The organism is Alteromonas sp. K632G (assembly GCF_017653625.1).
Taxonomy (GTDB): domain Bacteria; phylum Pseudomonadota; class Gammaproteobacteria; order Enterobacterales; family Alteromonadaceae; genus Alteromonas; species Alteromonas naphthalenivorans.
Genome location: NZ_JAGGDM010000014.1, coordinates 114,499 through 130,649 on the forward strand (window position 1 = coordinate 114,499; position 16,151 = coordinate 130,649).

Genomic DNA, 16,151 nt, shown 5'->3' on the forward strand with positions numbered 1-16,151 from the left:
AACTCTGACCATTTCAAAAGATTTACTAACGGTTGAATTTTGAACAATATAGATTTTGATAAAAAACACATTTGGCATCCTTATACGTCAGCAACCAACCCTTTGCCTTGCTATGAAGTGGTTGGCGCTAAAGGGGCAGAACTTACGCTTTCAACGGGCGACGTCTTAGTTGATGGCATGTCGAGTTGGTGGGCGGCTATTCACGGTTACAACCACCCTGTACTAAACCAAGCGGCGCACAGCCAAATAGATGCTTTTTCCCATGTAATGTTTGGCGGCATTACCCACCAGCCAGCTGTAGATTTATGCCGCACGCTACTAGACATGGTGCCGGATGGTCTTGAGCGGGTCTTTTTAGCCGATTCTGGCTCAGTCTCGGTAGAAGTAGCTATCAAAATGGCTATCCAATATTGGGCCTGCCAAGGCCGCCCTGAAAAATCGCGTATTGTAGCGCCACGCAATGGTTATCATGGCGATACGTTTGCAGCCATGTCGGTATGCGATCCGGTAAACGGCATGCACAGTTTATTTGAGAGTGTATTAAGCAAACAGCTTTTTGCCCCGGCTCCACAAACCCGTTTCGGTCAGACGTTCAGTGAAGACGATATTTTACCTTTAGCTGAACTGTTCGAAAAACATCATCACGAAATGGCGGCGCTTATTCTCGAGCCCGTTGTTCAAGGTGCGGGCGGTATGCGTATTTATCACCCTGAATATTTAAAACGCTGTAGGCAACTTTGTGATAATTACGACGTGCTATTGATTTGCGATGAAATTGCGACTGGATTTGGACGAACAGGCAAGCTATTCGCCTGTGAACATGCTGGCATTTCGCCAGACATTATGTGTTTAGGAAAAGCTATTACTGGCGGTTACATGACCCTAGCAGCCACCTTATGTACTGAAGATGTTGCATTAGGTGTTTGCCAAGGCTCACCTGGCGTATTCATGCACGGCCCCACTTATATGGGTAACCCACTTGCCTGCGCCGTAGCTAATGCTAGCTTGTCATTGATAAACGAAAATCACTGGCAGCAACAAATCCCGGCTATTGAGAAACAATTACACACTGAACTGTCAAAATGTGCCAATTTACCTTCTGTAGCCGATGTAAGAGTACTAGGTGCGATAGGTGTGGTTGAAGCTGTTCACCCGGTGAACGTGGCCGATATTCAGCGTCATTTTGTAAAGCAAGGCGTATGGATAAGGCCTTTCGGTAAGCTGGTATACATTATGCCTCCATACATTATTAGTTCAGACCAGCTCAGCAAACTCACCCATGCTATTTACACCTATTTAAGCCAGACAGTAAGGTGACTTAAAAGGTTAAAAACTAAGGTGAAATATAGGGGTAAAAGTTCAGGGTTGTCATGACTGGTTTAACAAAATTTATATGCTTTTAATCGCTGAAAAATAACGTCAGGTCAGTCACTTATATGTTCATACGCATTTTTGATAAAGTCGTTTTTGCAACACTGTTTGTTGCAGCCCTACAAGTGCCAATTTTAGCCGATCACTATCGCCAGTATTTGAGCGGCTATTACGATGCCACCCGTGAAGAGGTCTCTGCCATGTCTGCATTGGCGGAGCAACACGGCTATTCATCAGTAGGCGCAATGTTAAGTGCGCTAAAGCAAAACAGCGAAGCTGTGGTAAGGGCAGATGCTGAACGTAAATCAGCACTTTTCACCAAGCTCAGCCATATAGAACAAGGGATCAAGACCCTAGAGCACGGCCATTATTATGAAAAAGCTTGGTATATGGCCACTCCCTCAAACGCGTCTACGCTGCAAAAAGTGTTGGGCAATTTCAGCCCGTCAGTGCCACTTACGCCATCTTCCATTATTTTCAGCTTTATTACCGCTTTACTGATTAATTTATTATTGTGGAGCCCTTACCTTTGTTACTGCCAAGTCAGGCACTTGAAGCACAAGCCTCAGCACGCCAGCTATCGCTAACTCGCTGAGCCGCTCTGTAGCCGCAAAAAGCGCTTTGAATAATTTCTATGCAAATTTGGCACTTTCCATGCAACAACCTTAATACGAGTTTTCTTGTATACCCGTGAATAACCCACGAAAAAAACAAAAAAACGCAAGTATTATAGTTAGTTAAATAGTAAGGAAGAATAATTATGCCTACTGACGCACAATTACTTATTGGGAAAGTGTTGCAAATAAAAGACAAAATTAGTGCAAAACGTCATTGCATCCCTAACGAGTTACAGACTGAATGGAACGCACTTGATAAGAAAACAGCCTGCTTCGAAAGCACAGCCATTTTTAAATCTGCGGTGAAAGGTCAACATACCAGCAAGCAACTTGCCTACTCTGGTTCAGTTAAGGAATTATCAGGTTTAGTTAGCCGCTTGAACGCGCTAAATGAAGAAGTTACGATTGCGCAGGTTAAGCACTAACAAAGGCGCTGCTATTTTCTAACTCAAGCTTCTCAAACAAAGGTTCTCAAACAAAGGCTTTTAGGCTCTACCTTAGTTTTTGTTTCTTAGTGTTGTGAAAACAACTGCGCCTTTTATTATTGAAGCAATCTTGGCTATTGGGCATACCTTTGTAGCTACATAAGGCTTTAGAAATTAGTACTTAATATACCGGTTATTTACGTAGCAGCTTTTGTAGACAATAGCACTAACGTACGCACTTTGCGTGTACCGTAACTGGCTAAGCGAACAAAGTCGTCTCTTGCCACCGGAATGTGTTGAAATTCAACACGCTGACTTTCGTTTTGACTATTGCCTTCGTCAGCATCGGGATCGTGCAAGTAAAAGCATTGTTCATCGTAACTGGTAATAGCCACCCAATGTGGTGCTTTTTTCTTATCAAATGCATAGGTGCTTATTAAGCACACCACTGCTTTACCAGCATCTAGGGCCTGTTCTATAACATCAACCCGCCACTCTTCAGTAGCAATAGCCATATTGCTTTTTTGTGCTTGAAGCAAAAAGTCAGCTTCTACTTGCCCAACAATATGCTTTTTATGCTCACTTCTTACGCCATCTACAAACAATGGCAAAGGCTGGTTAATCAGAACTTCTGCCGTAAACCCTTCCAATTGTGCCGCTAGCGCCAATCCAATAGGGTGGCAACCGCCATGACCTGACGTCATAAATATTGTGGTCGCCGTACGCCAAATCGCCAATTCTTTTTGCTGGTTCATTCCATAGTTATTTTGCAACGAACACATGGCCATCATCAGTGCCGATGGCCCACAGGTAAATTCAGTCGTTTGCTGATACCAAGGGTATATAGCGTGAGACATGGCTTTCGATGTCACCAGTACCTTCTGCATACGCAAGGCATTTGAATGATCGTCGTAGTAATCAACGTACATACCGAACTGTTTAAAGCCTAGCCGTTGGTAAAGTGAAATAGCGTCCTTATTGTCTGCAGACACTTCCAGGCGCATAAAGCGCTTTCCCCTGGCTAACGCCTGCTCCCCTAGTCTCGCTATCAACTTTTCAGCGATTCCTAAACCACGGGCTTCGGGCAACACCGCAATGGAATACAACCGAGTAAGTTGTGTTCCTCTGCGCAGCAACAGTAATCCATAACCCGCTAGAGTAACTCCTTGTGCGGTGTGATGCTCGGCAATATAAAATTCAGCATGTTTGGCCGTAACGTAAAAACGAAAACGACGGACATTCAGCTTATCGCTTTTAAAGCATGTATTTTCAATGTGTTGTATTTGTTTCACATCATCTAACGTGGCTTTTCTCAATTGAACATTGTTAGCGGCATTCTTTTCAGCTTCATCCCCACCTTTATGTTCAGGTGCAAGTTTATTATATTCAGGCGCAAGTGCATTGTTCATGCTTATCGCCCTCGCCGCTCTAGTCTGTCAGCAAATTCTTGCATAACTAACTCATACAAGGCTTTGCCTAAATACTTATCTTCCACTCCAGCATCTATGCTCGGGTTGTCGTTTACTTCAATCACGTATACCTGATTGCCCGAATGCTTGATGTCTACACCGTATAAACCATCACCCACAACCTTTGCTGCTTTAATTGCTGCCTGCAATACCGGCTTCGGTACTTCAAAGGTTGGCATAGTGGTAAAGCCACCGGATGAAAAACGCTCGCCTTGATGGTGATAAATTTGCCAGTGATTTCGCGCCATAAAATACTGACACGCGTAAATCGGCTTACCGCCCAACATACCAATACGCCAATCAAACTCGGTAAAAATATATTCTTGAACCAGTACTAAGGCAGATTCTGCTAACATCTCGACTAATCGGGCTTTTAACACATCGCGGCTTTCTGCTTTGTGAACCCCCCTTGAAAACGAACTTTCTGGCAACTTCAATACCAAAGGTAAGCCGAATTCTTCAATAAGCTTATCGCAGGTTTCATCATCTGAATTCGACACAAAGGTGGCTTTCGGTGCCGGTACTTTTTGATAAGTAAACGCATCTTGTAAAAACACTTTATTGCAACAGCGCAATATAGACTGGGTATCATCCATCACTATCACCCCTTCTCGCTCAGCCGCTCTGGCTAAACGGTAGGTATGATGGTCTATCGCCGTAGTTTCACGAATAAATAACGCATCATAGTGCCCCAAATCTTCAGGCGACAAACGTGAAACCACATCAGCTCTAAAACCCACCTTCTCAGCCGCTTTTACAAAGTGACGAATGGCTCTTTCATCGCTAGGAGGCGTCGACTCATCAGGGTTAACTAAAATAGCCATGTCCCAACGAGTGCGCTTACTTACTTTAGAAGCACGCCACTGTTTCGTAGTGTAGTTTTCTAACTGTGCAATACACTGTTGCTGTTGTTTACTGTCTAGCGCGGTAAACGGCTTCGCAGCAATATCAGCAAAGCCAACCACATTATGTTTACCACTTACTTTTTTACCTTCCTTTTTGTCTGCACGGGAATCAGATACCGACAGGGTAAGTAGCAAAATTGGACACGGATATTTTTCAAACGCTTGACGGGCGACACGCTTGAAACGCTGATCTTTAACTTCACCAAAAAGTACTAATAAAGGTGCAGTAGGAATGTCAATTTCATCCACGGGTAGCGACAATGCAAAAGGCAGCCTATCCACACTGCGTGCTTCTGCTAGTCGTAGGTCGTTAATGGTATTTACACCGGGCAATACTAAATGGTTACGTGCCTGCGCTAGCAATGAACAATAGTACCCTTGGCTTAAATAGCGGGTAGTATCACACAGGTTTATCACCCGTATTTTTGGTTCATTAAGTTTCGGAAACTCCGCCAAGTAATCTTGAAAAGTAAGTACCGATAACGCTGTTTCGCTAAATGGCGCAACATCGTCAGCCACAATCAACGTATTGTGCATGTAATTCGCTTCTAAATAATATTAAGTAAGTTACAATTCGAGTGATGTGATATTTGAACGTAATATTCGCCACCACTGGAGTAAGAATGGCGCTGAGTTTACGCCGAAAGTGAAAATTGCAAAGTGAATTGAGCACGGCTTTTTTTCATCGTAAAGACAACGAAAACTAATCCAAAGAATTGGGTAGATATTCCCGCGTTAAAGGTTTCTAATTGGGCTAAAATTTTTGCCCAACACGAGTATAAATTAAGGTAAATCTTCAATTCTAGCTCGTACCGTGATGTATATTATTAACAGTTAAGCAGTGTTCTTAAAAAGAGCTCTGTCATAGATTTTCAGTAAAACGAGTTCAGTAAAAAGAGTTCAGTAGAATAACTAGGAGATTGTATGTTATTAGCCAGTTTAGCCATTCTTATTGGGCTACCGGTTTTGCTATGGAGTGCAGGTAAATTTGTAGGTGGCGCAGCATCTGTTGCCAATCACTTTGGCGTATCTCCACTTCTTATTGGTATGCTCATTATTGGTTTTGGAACGTCAGCCCCTGAAATCATTGTTTCAATCTTCGCAGCCATTCAGGGCAACTCAGGTATTGCGCTTGGTAATGCCTACGGCTCAAACATCGCTAACATACTGCTTATTTTAGGATTAACCGCGCTTATCAGCCCTATAGCGGTTAAATCGAACATTATTAAAAAGGAAATTCCGGTACTACTGGGCATTACCTTTTTTGCCTCTTGGCAGGTGCTAGACCAAACGGTATCAAAGGATGATGCTTTCTCATTACTAGGCCTGTTTGTATTGCTTATTTCTTGGAGTATTTGGCACGGTATGCAAGGCAGTAAAGATAAACTCGCCGATGAATACAGCGAGGAAATCAATGCCTCAGAAGGTACTATTAAAACCCATATAATTTGGTTAATTACAGGCCTACTGCTATTAGTGGCAAGCTCTCGCATGCTGGTTTGGGGGGCTGTTGAAGTAGCTACCTACTTTGGTGTTAGCGATACCATCATTGGCTTAACTGTTATTGCGATTGGTACTTCGTTACCTGAACTCGCCTCCTCTTTAATAGCGGTGAAAAAAGGTGAGCATGACTTAGCCATAGGTAATGTTATTGGCTCGAATATGTTTAATACGTTAGCTGTTGTGGGTATTGCAGGTACTATTCAGCCTATGTCGGTCAGTGCCGATTTCTTGTATCGCGATGTAGTGGTGATGCTAGCAGCCACCGTAGCACTGTTTGTATTTTGCATTGGCTACAAGCGCCAAGGGCGCTTAAATCGAGTAGAAGGGGGCGCATTTGTGGCAGCTTACGCCATTTACACCTATTGGCTTATTAGTATCGCCTTTATGTAGCGGCTCCCATAGTAGTGGCCAGTGTAATAAGGCTAATAACAGCTATGCTGGCCAATACGAACAAATTAAAACCGAATTGATCGCCCTGTCGCCTGCTTCGGCGGGCGCGCATTACAATACTCACCAAGCTCACCAACAAACACACTTGCAGCATAATTTGCATGGCTTTCACATATTCAGCCGACCAACCTGTGTCGCCTTCAATGCCCCAATATTCTTGAACACCACTGATGAAATCGGGGCGCGCGAAGTGAAATAGAACCAGGGTTACGACCAATGCTAACCATCCTAGTACATTCAGGGCCAGCATCACGCGAAAGAAATTCGTTTCGGTTCTAGGTCTTGAACGTCGCTCTTCAACACCGTACGGATTATATTTATTTCCCATTTGTCACTCTGTTCTCTGGCATCCCGCTTTAGGTTGAGTATACTAGCGTGCTATTGGATTATGCGTTATTAGCGGTATTTATTTTTAGTCCTCTTGTAAACGCCATTCTCGCGTTTTTAAAATGACTAAGTGCTATCTCGCTTTTTCAGGATGAAAATTCTAAAACATGCTGAATTATCGGCAAAAAATCCAAAAGATTGACGTAAAAACCATTATTAGTGCAAATGCACATTGTTGTTGCGTGTGGATAATGACACAAAACAGCATAAATCAGTGAGACGGAGAAATTAACATGACGCATGCGCCCGTTGTCGACGTGCTTAAAGGTAAGTACGCAGTTGGCGAATCGGTAACCGTTAAAGGTTGGGTAAGAACACGCCGCGACTCTAAGGCTGGGTTATCTTTTATAGCACTACACGATGGTAGTTGCTTTGACCCTATTCAAGTGGTAGCACTGAGTTCTCTGTCAAATTACGCTGACGTACAGCGTTTAACAGCAAGTTGCTCACTATCGGTAACGGGTGTGGTAAAAGCATCCCAAGGCCAAGGCCAATCGGTAGAAATTGAAGCAACTGAGGTTGAGGTATTAGGCTGGGTAGAAAACCCAGATACCTACCCAATGTCAGCTAAGCGTCACAGTATCGAGTATTTGAGAGAGTACGCTCACTTGCGCCCTCGTACTAACGTAATTGGTGCGGTAACCCGTGTGCGTAACTGCTTATCACAGGCCATTCATCGCTTCTTCCACGAACGCGGCCACTTTTGGGTATCAACCCCAATTTTAACCGCAAGTGACACAGAAGGCGCTGGTGAAATGTTCCGCGTATCTACATTAGATATGATGAACTTACCACTAGACGACAAAGGTAACGTTGATTACTCAGAAGATTTCTTCGGTAAAGAAACTTACCTTACCGTTTCGGGTCAGTTGAACGTTGAAACTTACTGTACAGCTATGTCTAAGGTTTATACCTTTGGGCCTACTTTCCGCGCAGAAAACTCGAACACATCTCGCCACTTGGCTGAATTTTGGATGATTGAGCCGGAAGTCGCTTTTGCTGATTTGAGCGATATTGCTCAGTTAGCTGAAGATATGCTGAAATATGTATGTAAAGCCGTACTTGAAGAGCTGCCAGATGACATGAACTTCTTTGCTCAGCGCATTAAAAAAGATGCCGTTGAACGCTTAGAAAAGCTAGTGAGTTCTGACTTTGTTCGCATGGACTACACAGACGCTATCGACATTCTACAAAACTGCAAAAAGACGTTCGAATTCCCTGTTGAATGGGGAATTGATTTATCTTCTGAGCATGAGCGCTATTTAGCCGAAGAACATGTTGGCGCGCCTATCATTATGCAAAACTATCCTAAGGATATTAAAGCATTCTATATGCGTATTAACGACGACGGTAAAACCGTTGCAGCTATGGACGTCCTTGCACCAGGTATTGGTGAAATTATTGGTGGTTCGCAGCGTGAAGAACGTCTTGATGTTTTCGATGCCCGTTTGGAAGAAATGGAATTGTCGAAAGAAGACTACGCTTGGTATCGCGACCTTCGCCGTTATGGCACCGTACCTCATTCTGGTTTCGGACTAGGTTTCGAGCGCTTGGTTGCTTATGTGACTGGTATGCAAAACGTACGTGATGTTATTCCATTCCCACGTACACCAGGTAACGCAAGCTTCTAAATGTCGGAAATCTTGTTTATGTAAAGCCAGCACCTTGTGCTGGCTTTTTGTTTTCTGCAGTCAGCGTTTCTTACCACTCATCACTTCACGCTATTTTATTAAGGCGTTATGCCATTGCCAATCGCTGCTGAGCGACACGGTATTACCGTATAGGAATAGCCAATATCATTATTTTCTAAAAGGCTGATAGTTAAAATTTCATAGTCGTTCAATTCCACAACTCGTGTACCTTCGGGGTTAGCGCAGCGAGAGAACTCATCAGCTTCATAATGGAAGATAAACTCAGCAAGCAATTGCATCTGCATAAGTCGAAACTTAGCACTTTGAGCAGCAAGGTCAAAGCTAACCACTTTTTCATCTTCGGTTGAGCCTGGCGAGGTAGCATCTGGTAATGCTTTTGAATCGGCTTCGAGAACTGCAGAAGATTTACGCTCAGCTTCAAATTCCGCCTCAATCAGCCCTTTTAAATTATTAGCAGCGTCAGCCAACCTAACCGTTTTTTTTGCGTTGCCGATTTGGGCATCATTCACACCTTTATCTTCAACTTCAGAGCTGGTCGACACGACTTCAGAGGGCGTGTCTGAGAAAAAGCTCACCACCCCCGATTCCATCGACACTTCTAACACCTTTACCAATATCAATATCGTCCATACGTAGCGGACTAAAGCAGTGGTGAACACAAACCGGTAGTCTGGCGCATGCCATAAGCCATGAACGCCAAAAGGCTTTAGCAGCAGTAATGCAATTAAGTACAGCGGCATGACTAATTGAACAAGTACCAGCGCTAAGAGCGTGGTGATAAAAAACCAGCTTGGTAGCATGAGGATAATGGCGAAATTATGACTGTAAGGCAGTGATGCTGCGCTGACACCCGAAACGCTATTCACTAATCCACTTGCCGAAGCCAACGCAAAATTGGCGATTACAGCATAAATGAAAAGGATCAAAGCTTTACCTGGTAAGCTATTCCATACCACCATGAACCTTGGCCAGAATTCATGAAGAATGGCAATCGTCACCAATGCGCCAATTACGATGTTAAAGAAAACACCCTGAATATCGAAAAACAGTACACTAAAATACACCAAGGTTGCAGCAGCATAACAACGCTGCGCCAAATTCAGGCTTTTCCAAAACGTTGTTCCCCTTGAAGATCGTTTTAGTAAGCCACGCTCGATTACGCGCTTAAATACCCCAAAGCGGCGCTGGATTTGAATTTTTATGTTCATGTAATGTCTTATGTTGTGATTATTTTTAGTTGTACTTCTCAGCGAAGCTTCCCGCTAACCGTGGAATACGCTATTCTGTTAACAATTACAATTCAACGGTTTAACCGTCGTTTTTATAGTTTGGGTATACATTCCGGCTCTAAGGCTTGGATCTACAGTTCGATGTTTCCATTTAAAATAAGGTAGTCGTTTTCTTACCCCTATGGCTGAAGGTAATAGGTTAACCCTCGTTTGCGAACAATGCCATCATCGCGTTGTATTGCCAGAATTGAATCATCGAGAACGGGCAGTATGCCCTCGATGCCATCATACCTTGCTCACATTTAAGAGAAATGCGAGCGAGCGGCTTTTGGCGTTTTCAATAAGTGCGTTTGTGTTCTTGGCCCTATCCCTACCTTTTAACTTTTTGACTTTTAAATCAAGTGGTCAGAAGCATAGTATCGATCTTCCCGGTGGTCTTTCTGTTTTAATGGAAAATGACTATTTATCGTTGGCTATTATTACCGGATTAGCGACGTTAATTTTACCCGGCATGGTGCTTTTAGGTTTTATTACCCTTGGGTTAGCACATTTAAACAATGCAAGAACCCCATTTATTAAGCGAATGTTTTATTGGGTAAGAGCCTTGCTACCGTGGAGTATGGCCGAGATATTCTTAGTTGGAACATTAGTTAGTTTGATAAAAGTCTCCGAACTCGCCGATGTAGCTATTGGTATGTCTTTTTACGCTTTTATTGGTTTTACCGCATTTATGGCTCTTTCTATGTCGAACTTTGACAGTACAGGGTTTGCGTTGTGGCTGCACGAAGGCAACTTACCACCGCCAAAACCTTTAGAAGAAAAACAAGCCAGTGGCAGTATACAACGCACTTGGGCGCTGCTACTTACATCAACTATTTTGTATATCCCCGCTAACGTATTACCTATCATGCGAACTGAATTTTTTGGTCAAGAAACCCCAAATACCATTATAGGCGGCGTGATCACGCTGTGGGAGGGGGGCTCCTACCCCATCGCCATTATTATTTTAGTGGCCAGCGTAGTGGTACCAGTCGCTAAAATTATCATTCTGTGTTGGTTGAATCTAAGTGTTCAACTGGGCCGAACAGGCTCTACACAATTACGCATTCGCTATTACCGCATCACCGAAGCAATTGGACGCTGGTCTATGATTGATGTTTTCGTTGTCGCGGTATTGGTTGCATTGATTCAAATGGGTAATACACTTTCTATTTTCCCTGGCCCCGCAGCGCTTGCGTTTTGCGCGGTGGTCTTTACTACGATGATAGCCGCGATGACATTTGATTCACGGTTAATTTGGCAGCATTGGAAACAACTACCATGACAGAAGAGGCAAAAGTTACGTCCACAAAATCAATCTCTCGTATATGGATCATTCCCATATTAGTAGTCGTGGTTGGTGGCTGGATGGTTTATCAACAATGGAAAAACCAAGGGCCTCTAATCACCATAGAGTTACAATCTGCCACTGGCATTGAAGTTAACAAAACCCCAATCAAAGTGCGGGATTTAGATGTGGGGCAAGTGAAAAAAATTACGCTTAAGCCTAACTTGGACGGTGTATTAGTAACTGCGCGCATCGATGCCAATGCATCTCACCTACTTACCGATAAAAGTGAATTTTGGGTGGTGGCCCCGCGAATTAGTTTTTCAGAAGTGTCCGGTCTAAACACCTTACTCTCTGGTAGTTATATCGCCATGGCTGCGAATGACAGCGGTAAAGAACAGCTCAATTTTATCGCCCTCGAGCGCCCTCCGGTAACACCTGCTGGCACACCTGGATTACACGTCATTCTGCAAAGCGATGATGAGTTTGCTTATAAACCAGGCGACCCCATCATTTACAAAGGCTTCAAAGTCGGTGAGTTTGAAGATGCGGTCTTTAATATTGAAGAACGTGTGGTGTACTACGATGCGTTTATTGAAGCCCCCTACCATAAGCTTGTTACCGAGAATACGCGTTTTTGGGATGTGAGCGGCGTAAAGCTTAAGCTTGAATCAAGCGGCGTAAAAATGGAAACCGGCAGTTTAGAAACCCTGTTAGCCAACGGTATTACCTTTGGTGTACCTGAAGGGGTTCAAATTGGTGAGCAAGTGGTAGAGAACGCGTTTTTTACTATTTACGGCGATATTGCTACTGCCTCCAATGCACGGTACAAGCTTACCGCCGAGTATGTGCTTTTAGTTGATGAAAGTGTTCGTGGGCTTACCGTAGGCGCCCCCGTTGAATACCGAGGTATTGAAATCGGTAATGTAACGGCTATTAACTCGTTTCCTGCCGTGGAAGGCAACATACTTGAACGGGATTATCCCATCCCCGTCATTATTAACATCTACCCTGGAAAAGTCAGACAGCCGGACACAGAAGAAGGCTTGAATGCCATCAAACAAACCATACGCAATTGGCTTCGTAAAGATTTAAGGGCTACCCTCCGAATGGGTAATGTACTCACCGGTGGTCTTTTTGTAGACTTACAGCACGTTTCAAAACCTGACGACAGTGATGAAATAGCGGTGCTGAACGGTTACGAAGTGATCCCAACTGTATCTAACGAGTTTACGCAAATTACGCAAAAAGCAGATGCGATTTTAGACAAGATAAATCAACTGCCTTTGGGTGACATGGTATCAAACGTATTATTGGCCGTGGAAGATATGAAACTGGCTGCGCAGTCTGTTGAAACGGCGAGTGATGACTTTGATTTGCTTATTGAAAATGTAGATACAGAGCTGCTTAACACTAACTTAAATCAAGTATTGATAAGCTTAGACAGCTTGTTAAAAAACTACAGCGAAGGGGGCTTGAGCCAGTCTGAAATCAAAGAAACGGTAGATACTATGCAAGATACTATGCGTAATCTTCAGCCTTTGTTATTAAAGCTGAATCAGTCACCGAATAGCTTAATTTTTACTGATAGCAATAGCTCTGGTATTGAACCAAAAGCGAAAAATTAGCGAAGTAGAAACTTAGTCAACTAAGAACTAAAATACGTATAAGGCTTCTGGGTTTGCGTGGGCAAGTAAATGCCAACCTAGAAGCGGCTGAGCTAAGCGCTATCTATGTACTGTAAGGATAATAATGAACACTTTTATTAACAATAGGAATGCGCTGGTTTGCAAAGTTATTAGAGCAAGATTAATTTTCGCTGCTTTTCTTGGCGCTTCACTAGTAGGCTGTGCTTCATCTGGCAGCGCACTGCAATATTACTTGCTACATTCAACGACTTCGTCTTTTGCAAATGAGTATGAAACTCCCCCCCATCGTTTATTAATAAATAAGATTATCCTTCCCGACTATCTAAAACAGCGTGGCCTTGTTTATCAAACCAGCTCTACCAGTTTACATATCGCGACTGATCACCTTTGGGCCGAGCCACTTGATGAGGGTATTACTAAGTCATTAAAAGCATCGTTGCGCTCCCAAGGTGTAATGTTAGTTACCCACAATATGAATGCAAAAGAGGCTAATGACTATTTAACCCTACAGATAGACGACTTTATCGCGACATGGCAAGGCGATATTATTCTGAGCGGTCAATACACTGTAAAACATATCGACGAATCGCAGTCAGCAACGGATTTTGAGTACACACTCCCCCTTGCAGTTGATGGATTCCCTGCAAGTATCGAAGTGATGCGAGAAGCTATTCATGCCTTGGCGGAAAATATCGCTAGCGAAGTCACAAAGGGATAACCCTATTTTTATGATTAGTGCCATTAAAAAGTTTGTAGACCTTGGAACCGACGCATCTCTGTCTGACGATCTAAATCGTCGAATCAGAGTCGTTAACATGTTCTCTGCGGTTGGGATGACCGTGACTTTTTTACTTGGGTTTCGGGCACTGTTTGCACAAGAAACATTCTTAACCTGCGTGTTATTTTCTGCCACCATACTGTTTGCAATATCTCATAAACTACAAGCAATGATAGGGGCAAAGCGAGGCAGTTTCATTTCTGCTACCGTTTTAATTGCCTGTCTAATGTCACTTATGCTGATACTAGTCGTGACTGGTGGTAGTGAAAATACGGGGCCTCTTTGGATATTTACCGTTCCCTCCGTCACCATGTTTTTTACCGGTTTTCGCCGGGGGCTAATGGCGCTAACAGGTTTTGCCGCAGTTATTATTGTCATATTTTTTACACCCGATAATGCCTTATTGGCGACAGAGTATTCTTTCGAGTTTAAAACGCGTATTGTTTATACTTTCATCACGGTTTCTTTCCTATCCGCAGTTTATGAATATAGCCGTCAACGTAGCTACAATACGGCCGTGTACCTGAGCGAACAGTTCAAACGTCAAGCCAGATACGACCCCCTTACCACCATTTTAAACCGTAGAGGCGGGCAGCAGCAGCTTGAGCAAGAACTCAGCAGAATGCAGAGAAACAAAAAACCATTTTCTATCGCGCTCGCTGATATCGACCGCTTTAAATCTATAAATGATACCTTCGGACACGATGCGGGTGACGAGGTTTTAAAAAAGGTTGCCAGCGTTTTCAGCAGTCGCTTGCGCGCTCAAGATGGTCTATCACGATGGGGCGGCGAAGAATTTTTATTTATTTTTCCAGAAACCAATGAGCAAGATGCGAGAATGGTGACTGAACAAATAAGAGAAAACCTGAGTGCTAATGCCATTCCGGTTGATAACAAATCGCACCGTGTTACATCAAGTTTTGGGGTGTGCGAGATTACGCCGTCTATGACACTCACTACTGCGTTAAACTTGGCCGACCAAGCGTTATACCAAGCAAAAAATGACGGTAGAAATAAAGTATGTACCGCAACAGAGCACAAGCGTAAAAGTAGTCGCTAGACTAATCAACCAAAGATATTCCCTCCCTCAATCCCCTTACGTATGCAAGCATTGGTCTCCCTGAGTCTTTACATTTATTGACTCACGTTTAGTTACAATTGATGAATAACTTAGACACAGTTTGTCGTTAAACTCCACTCAGCTAATTTTTTTAAAAAGACCCGATTATGAAATGGATGAAATTCATACTTCCCGTTGCCATCTTGGTAGTAAGTTACTTTATAATGAAAGGCATTGAGGCCTCTGCCTCAGATTCAGCCATAACTGAAGCGGTAGACACCCGTCCCACCGTCACTATCGAGCACATTGATGTTGAAAGCTCTGTCATCACATTATCTTCATATGGGGAAGTGCAGCCACTAGAAAGTACAAACCTTGCTGCTCAGGTCTCGGGTGAAGTCGAGTCTTGGAACCCCAAATTTGTAAGTGGCGGACTGGTTCGACGAGGTGAAGTATTATTCTCGGTTGAAAAAGATGCCTACGAGGCAGCGCTATTACTCGCGCAAGCTAACCTTTCCAGCGCACAAGCCCAATTAATACAAGAGCAAGCTCAAGCGGATGTAGCGGCTCGAGAGGCCAAATCTATGCCTGATGCAAGGGTCACCGACTTGTATCTTAGAAAGCCGCAAGTTATGAGCGCACAAGCATCGGTTAAATCGGCAGAAGCTCAACTCAAAATTGCCAAGCGCGACTTAGATAACTGCGAAGTGGCTGCCCCTTATGATGCCCTTATTATTTCAAGAGAGATCAGTACCGGCGATTATGTTACCCAAGGCACAACCGCGGCGGTTATCAATAATATTGAGCAGGCAGAAATCACCTTCCCTATCGCGGGGTTCGACCGGGTATTCTTAGATGAAAACACCCTAGGAACAAAAGCGATACTTACCCTTGACGATGTAAGCAAAACGCAAGTTACCGCGACAATTCATCGTGACACGGGCGTTATCGACAGTGCCACCAGAATGACCCATTTTGTAGCCAGAATTGAAGACCCTTACGCCCTGAATGCAACTAAACCTATCGTGAAATTCGGTACCTATACCACGATAAGTTTTGAAGGTAAGACGCTAGAAAATGTATACCGTATTCCTCAAGAATTAGTCACCAACCGCACGCTTTGGACAATAGATGAAGAAAGTAAGTTGGTCTCGAAAAAAATTCAGGTTATTCGTGAAGATGGCAGCGACTTTCTTATTCAAGGCACTTTTAACCCGAACAAAGTGGTGATGTCTTTACCTGAATACCCTCAAAATGGCATGGAAGTAAAAGTCATCGATAACAGCGCTGATTTTGCGGCGAGCAGCGACACCGCGAAATAGGAGCGTC

General features: G+C 43.6%; 14 protein-coding genes. 10 read left to right on the plus strand and 4 right to left on the minus strand.

All coding sequences use genetic code 11. The features are described from left to right. Positions 1–39 precede the first annotated feature (39 nt). From bioA to J5X92_RS14495, 3 genes are all read left to right on the plus strand, one after another. On the plus strand, positions 40–1,317 hold the full coding sequence (bioA, locus tag J5X92_RS14485) for an adenosylmethionine--8-amino-7-oxononanoate transaminase (protein ID WP_208806001.1): 1,278 nt from the start codon (positions 40–42) through the stop codon (positions 1,315–1,317). 119 nt (positions 1,318–1,436) lie between these two features. Next, positions 1,437–1,958 (plus strand): DUF2937 family protein, encoded by a 522-nt coding sequence (locus tag J5X92_RS14490; protein WP_208806002.1) that lies wholly within the window; start codon positions 1,437–1,439, stop codon positions 1,956–1,958. A gap of 173 nt (positions 1,959–2,131) precedes the next feature. Continuing rightward, positions 2,132–2,413: a hypothetical protein gene (locus J5X92_RS14495; RefSeq protein WP_013784821.1), complete on the plus strand. Its 282-nt coding sequence runs from the start codon at positions 2,132–2,134 to the stop codon at positions 2,411–2,413. A gap of 197 nt (positions 2,414–2,610) precedes the next feature. On the opposite strand, the gene J5X92_RS14500 is transcribed toward J5X92_RS14495, so the two are convergent. Then, the gene (locus J5X92_RS14500) at positions 2,611–3,822 is read right to left on the minus strand and encodes a GNAT family N-acetyltransferase/peptidase C39 family protein (protein ID WP_208806003.1); all 1,212 of its coding nucleotides are present in this window, start codon (positions 3,820–3,822) and stop codon (positions 2,611–2,613) included. Positions 3,823–3,824: 2 nt separating this feature from the next. Continuing rightward, the gene (locus J5X92_RS14505; protein WP_208806004.1) at positions 3,825–5,324 is read right to left on the minus strand and encodes a RimK family protein; all 1,500 of its coding nucleotides are present in this window, start codon (positions 5,322–5,324) and stop codon (positions 3,825–3,827) included. Between the two features lie 387 nt (positions 5,325–5,711). Between J5X92_RS14505 and J5X92_RS14510 the strand changes: the two genes are divergently transcribed. Next, complete coding sequence (locus tag J5X92_RS14510) at positions 5,712–6,680, plus strand: calcium/sodium antiporter (protein ID WP_208806005.1); 969 nt, start codon at positions 5,712–5,714, stop codon at positions 6,678–6,680. Here the strand turns inward: J5X92_RS14510 and J5X92_RS14515 are convergent. Then, positions 6,673–7,068, minus strand: a complete 396-nt coding sequence (locus J5X92_RS14515; protein WP_013784825.1) for a hypothetical protein — start codon at positions 7,066–7,068, stop codon at positions 6,673–6,675. The two genes, J5X92_RS14510 and J5X92_RS14515, sit on opposite strands and share 8 nt — an antisense overlap. A 292-nt stretch (positions 7,069–7,360) precedes the next feature. Here J5X92_RS14515 and asnS point away from each other — a divergent pair, with 292 nt between their 5' ends. Beyond that, positions 7,361–8,758, plus strand: a complete 1,398-nt coding sequence (gene asnS, locus J5X92_RS14520) for an asparagine--tRNA ligase (protein WP_013784826.1) — start codon at positions 7,361–7,363, stop codon at positions 8,756–8,758. Positions 8,759–8,856: 98 nt separating this feature from the next. On the opposite strand, the gene J5X92_RS14525 is transcribed toward asnS, so the two are convergent. Next, entirely contained in the window at positions 8,857–9,987 is a 1,131-nt protein-coding gene (locus J5X92_RS14525; RefSeq protein ID WP_013784827.1) for a hypothetical protein, read from the minus strand. A 202-nt stretch (positions 9,988–10,189) separates the two neighbouring features. Here J5X92_RS14525 and J5X92_RS14530 point away from each other — a divergent pair, with 202 nt between their 5' ends. The 5 genes from J5X92_RS14530 to J5X92_RS14550 all read left to right on the plus strand — a co-directional run bounded on the left by J5X92_RS14530 (position 10,190) and on the right by J5X92_RS14550 (position 16,144). Continuing rightward, a complete protein-coding gene (locus J5X92_RS14530) occupies positions 10,190–11,332 on the plus strand; it encodes a paraquat-inducible protein A (protein ID WP_083820155.1) in 1,143 nt (380 codons plus the stop codon). Beyond that, positions 11,329–12,963: an intermembrane transport protein PqiB gene (gene pqiB / locus J5X92_RS14535; RefSeq protein WP_013784829.1), complete on the plus strand. Its 1,635-nt coding sequence runs from the start codon at positions 11,329–11,331 to the stop codon at positions 12,961–12,963. Before J5X92_RS14530 ends, pqiB begins: the two co-directional genes overlap by 4 nt. Before the next feature lie 124 nt (positions 12,964–13,087). Next, entirely contained in the window at positions 13,088–13,702 is a 615-nt protein-coding gene (locus J5X92_RS14540; RefSeq protein WP_013784830.1) for an ABC-type transport auxiliary lipoprotein family protein, read from the plus strand. A gap of 10 nt (positions 13,703–13,712) precedes the next feature. Next, positions 13,713–14,822, plus strand: coding sequence for a GGDEF domain-containing protein (locus J5X92_RS14545; protein ID WP_126873960.1), 1,110 nt, complete (start codon positions 13,713–13,715; stop codon positions 14,820–14,822). Positions 14,823–14,989: 167 nt separating this feature from the next. Further along, positions 14,990–16,144 carry an efflux RND transporter periplasmic adaptor subunit gene (locus J5X92_RS14550; protein ID WP_126873961.1) on the plus strand — a complete coding sequence of 385 codons (1,155 nt, stop codon included), beginning with the start codon at positions 14,990–14,992 and terminating at the stop codon, positions 16,142–16,144. Positions 16,145–16,151: the final 7 nt, after the last annotated feature.

Coding starts and splice junctions, on each gene's coding strand:
- J5X92_RS14490 (WP_208806002.1), top strand. CDS start 1,437: ATGTTCATACGCATTTTTGATAAAGTCGTTTTTGCAACACTGTTTGTT.
- J5X92_RS14495 (WP_013784821.1), top strand. CDS start 2,132: ATGCCTACTGACGCACAATTACTTATTGGGAAAGTGTTGCAAATAAAA.
- J5X92_RS14500 (WP_208806003.1), bottom strand. CDS start 3,822: ATGAACAATGCACTTGCGCCTGAATATAATAAACTTGCACCTGAACAT.
- J5X92_RS14505 (WP_208806004.1), bottom strand. CDS start 5,324: ATGCACAATACGTTGATTGTGGCTGACGATGTTGCGCCATTTAGCGAA.
- J5X92_RS14510 (WP_208806005.1), top strand. CDS start 5,712: ATGTTATTAGCCAGTTTAGCCATTCTTATTGGGCTACCGGTTTTGCTA.
- J5X92_RS14515 (WP_013784825.1), bottom strand. CDS start 7,068: ATGGGAAATAAATATAATCCGTACGGTGTTGAAGAGCGACGTTCAAGA.
- asnS (WP_013784826.1), top strand. CDS start 7,361: ATGACGCATGCGCCCGTTGTCGACGTGCTTAAAGGTAAGTACGCAGTT.
- J5X92_RS14525 (WP_013784827.1), bottom strand. CDS start 9,987: ATGAACATAAAAATTCAAATCCAGCGCCGCTTTGGGGTATTTAAGCGC.
- J5X92_RS14530 (WP_083820155.1), top strand. CDS start 10,190: ATGGCTGAAGGTAATAGGTTAACCCTCGTTTGCGAACAATGCCATCAT.
- pqiB (WP_013784829.1), top strand. CDS start 11,329: ATGACAGAAGAGGCAAAAGTTACGTCCACAAAATCAATCTCTCGTATA.
- J5X92_RS14540 (WP_013784830.1), top strand. CDS start 13,088: ATGAACACTTTTATTAACAATAGGAATGCGCTGGTTTGCAAAGTTATT.
- J5X92_RS14545 (WP_126873960.1), top strand. CDS start 13,713: ATGATTAGTGCCATTAAAAAGTTTGTAGACCTTGGAACCGACGCATCT.
- J5X92_RS14550 (WP_126873961.1), top strand. CDS start 14,990: ATGAAATGGATGAAATTCATACTTCCCGTTGCCATCTTGGTAGTAAGT.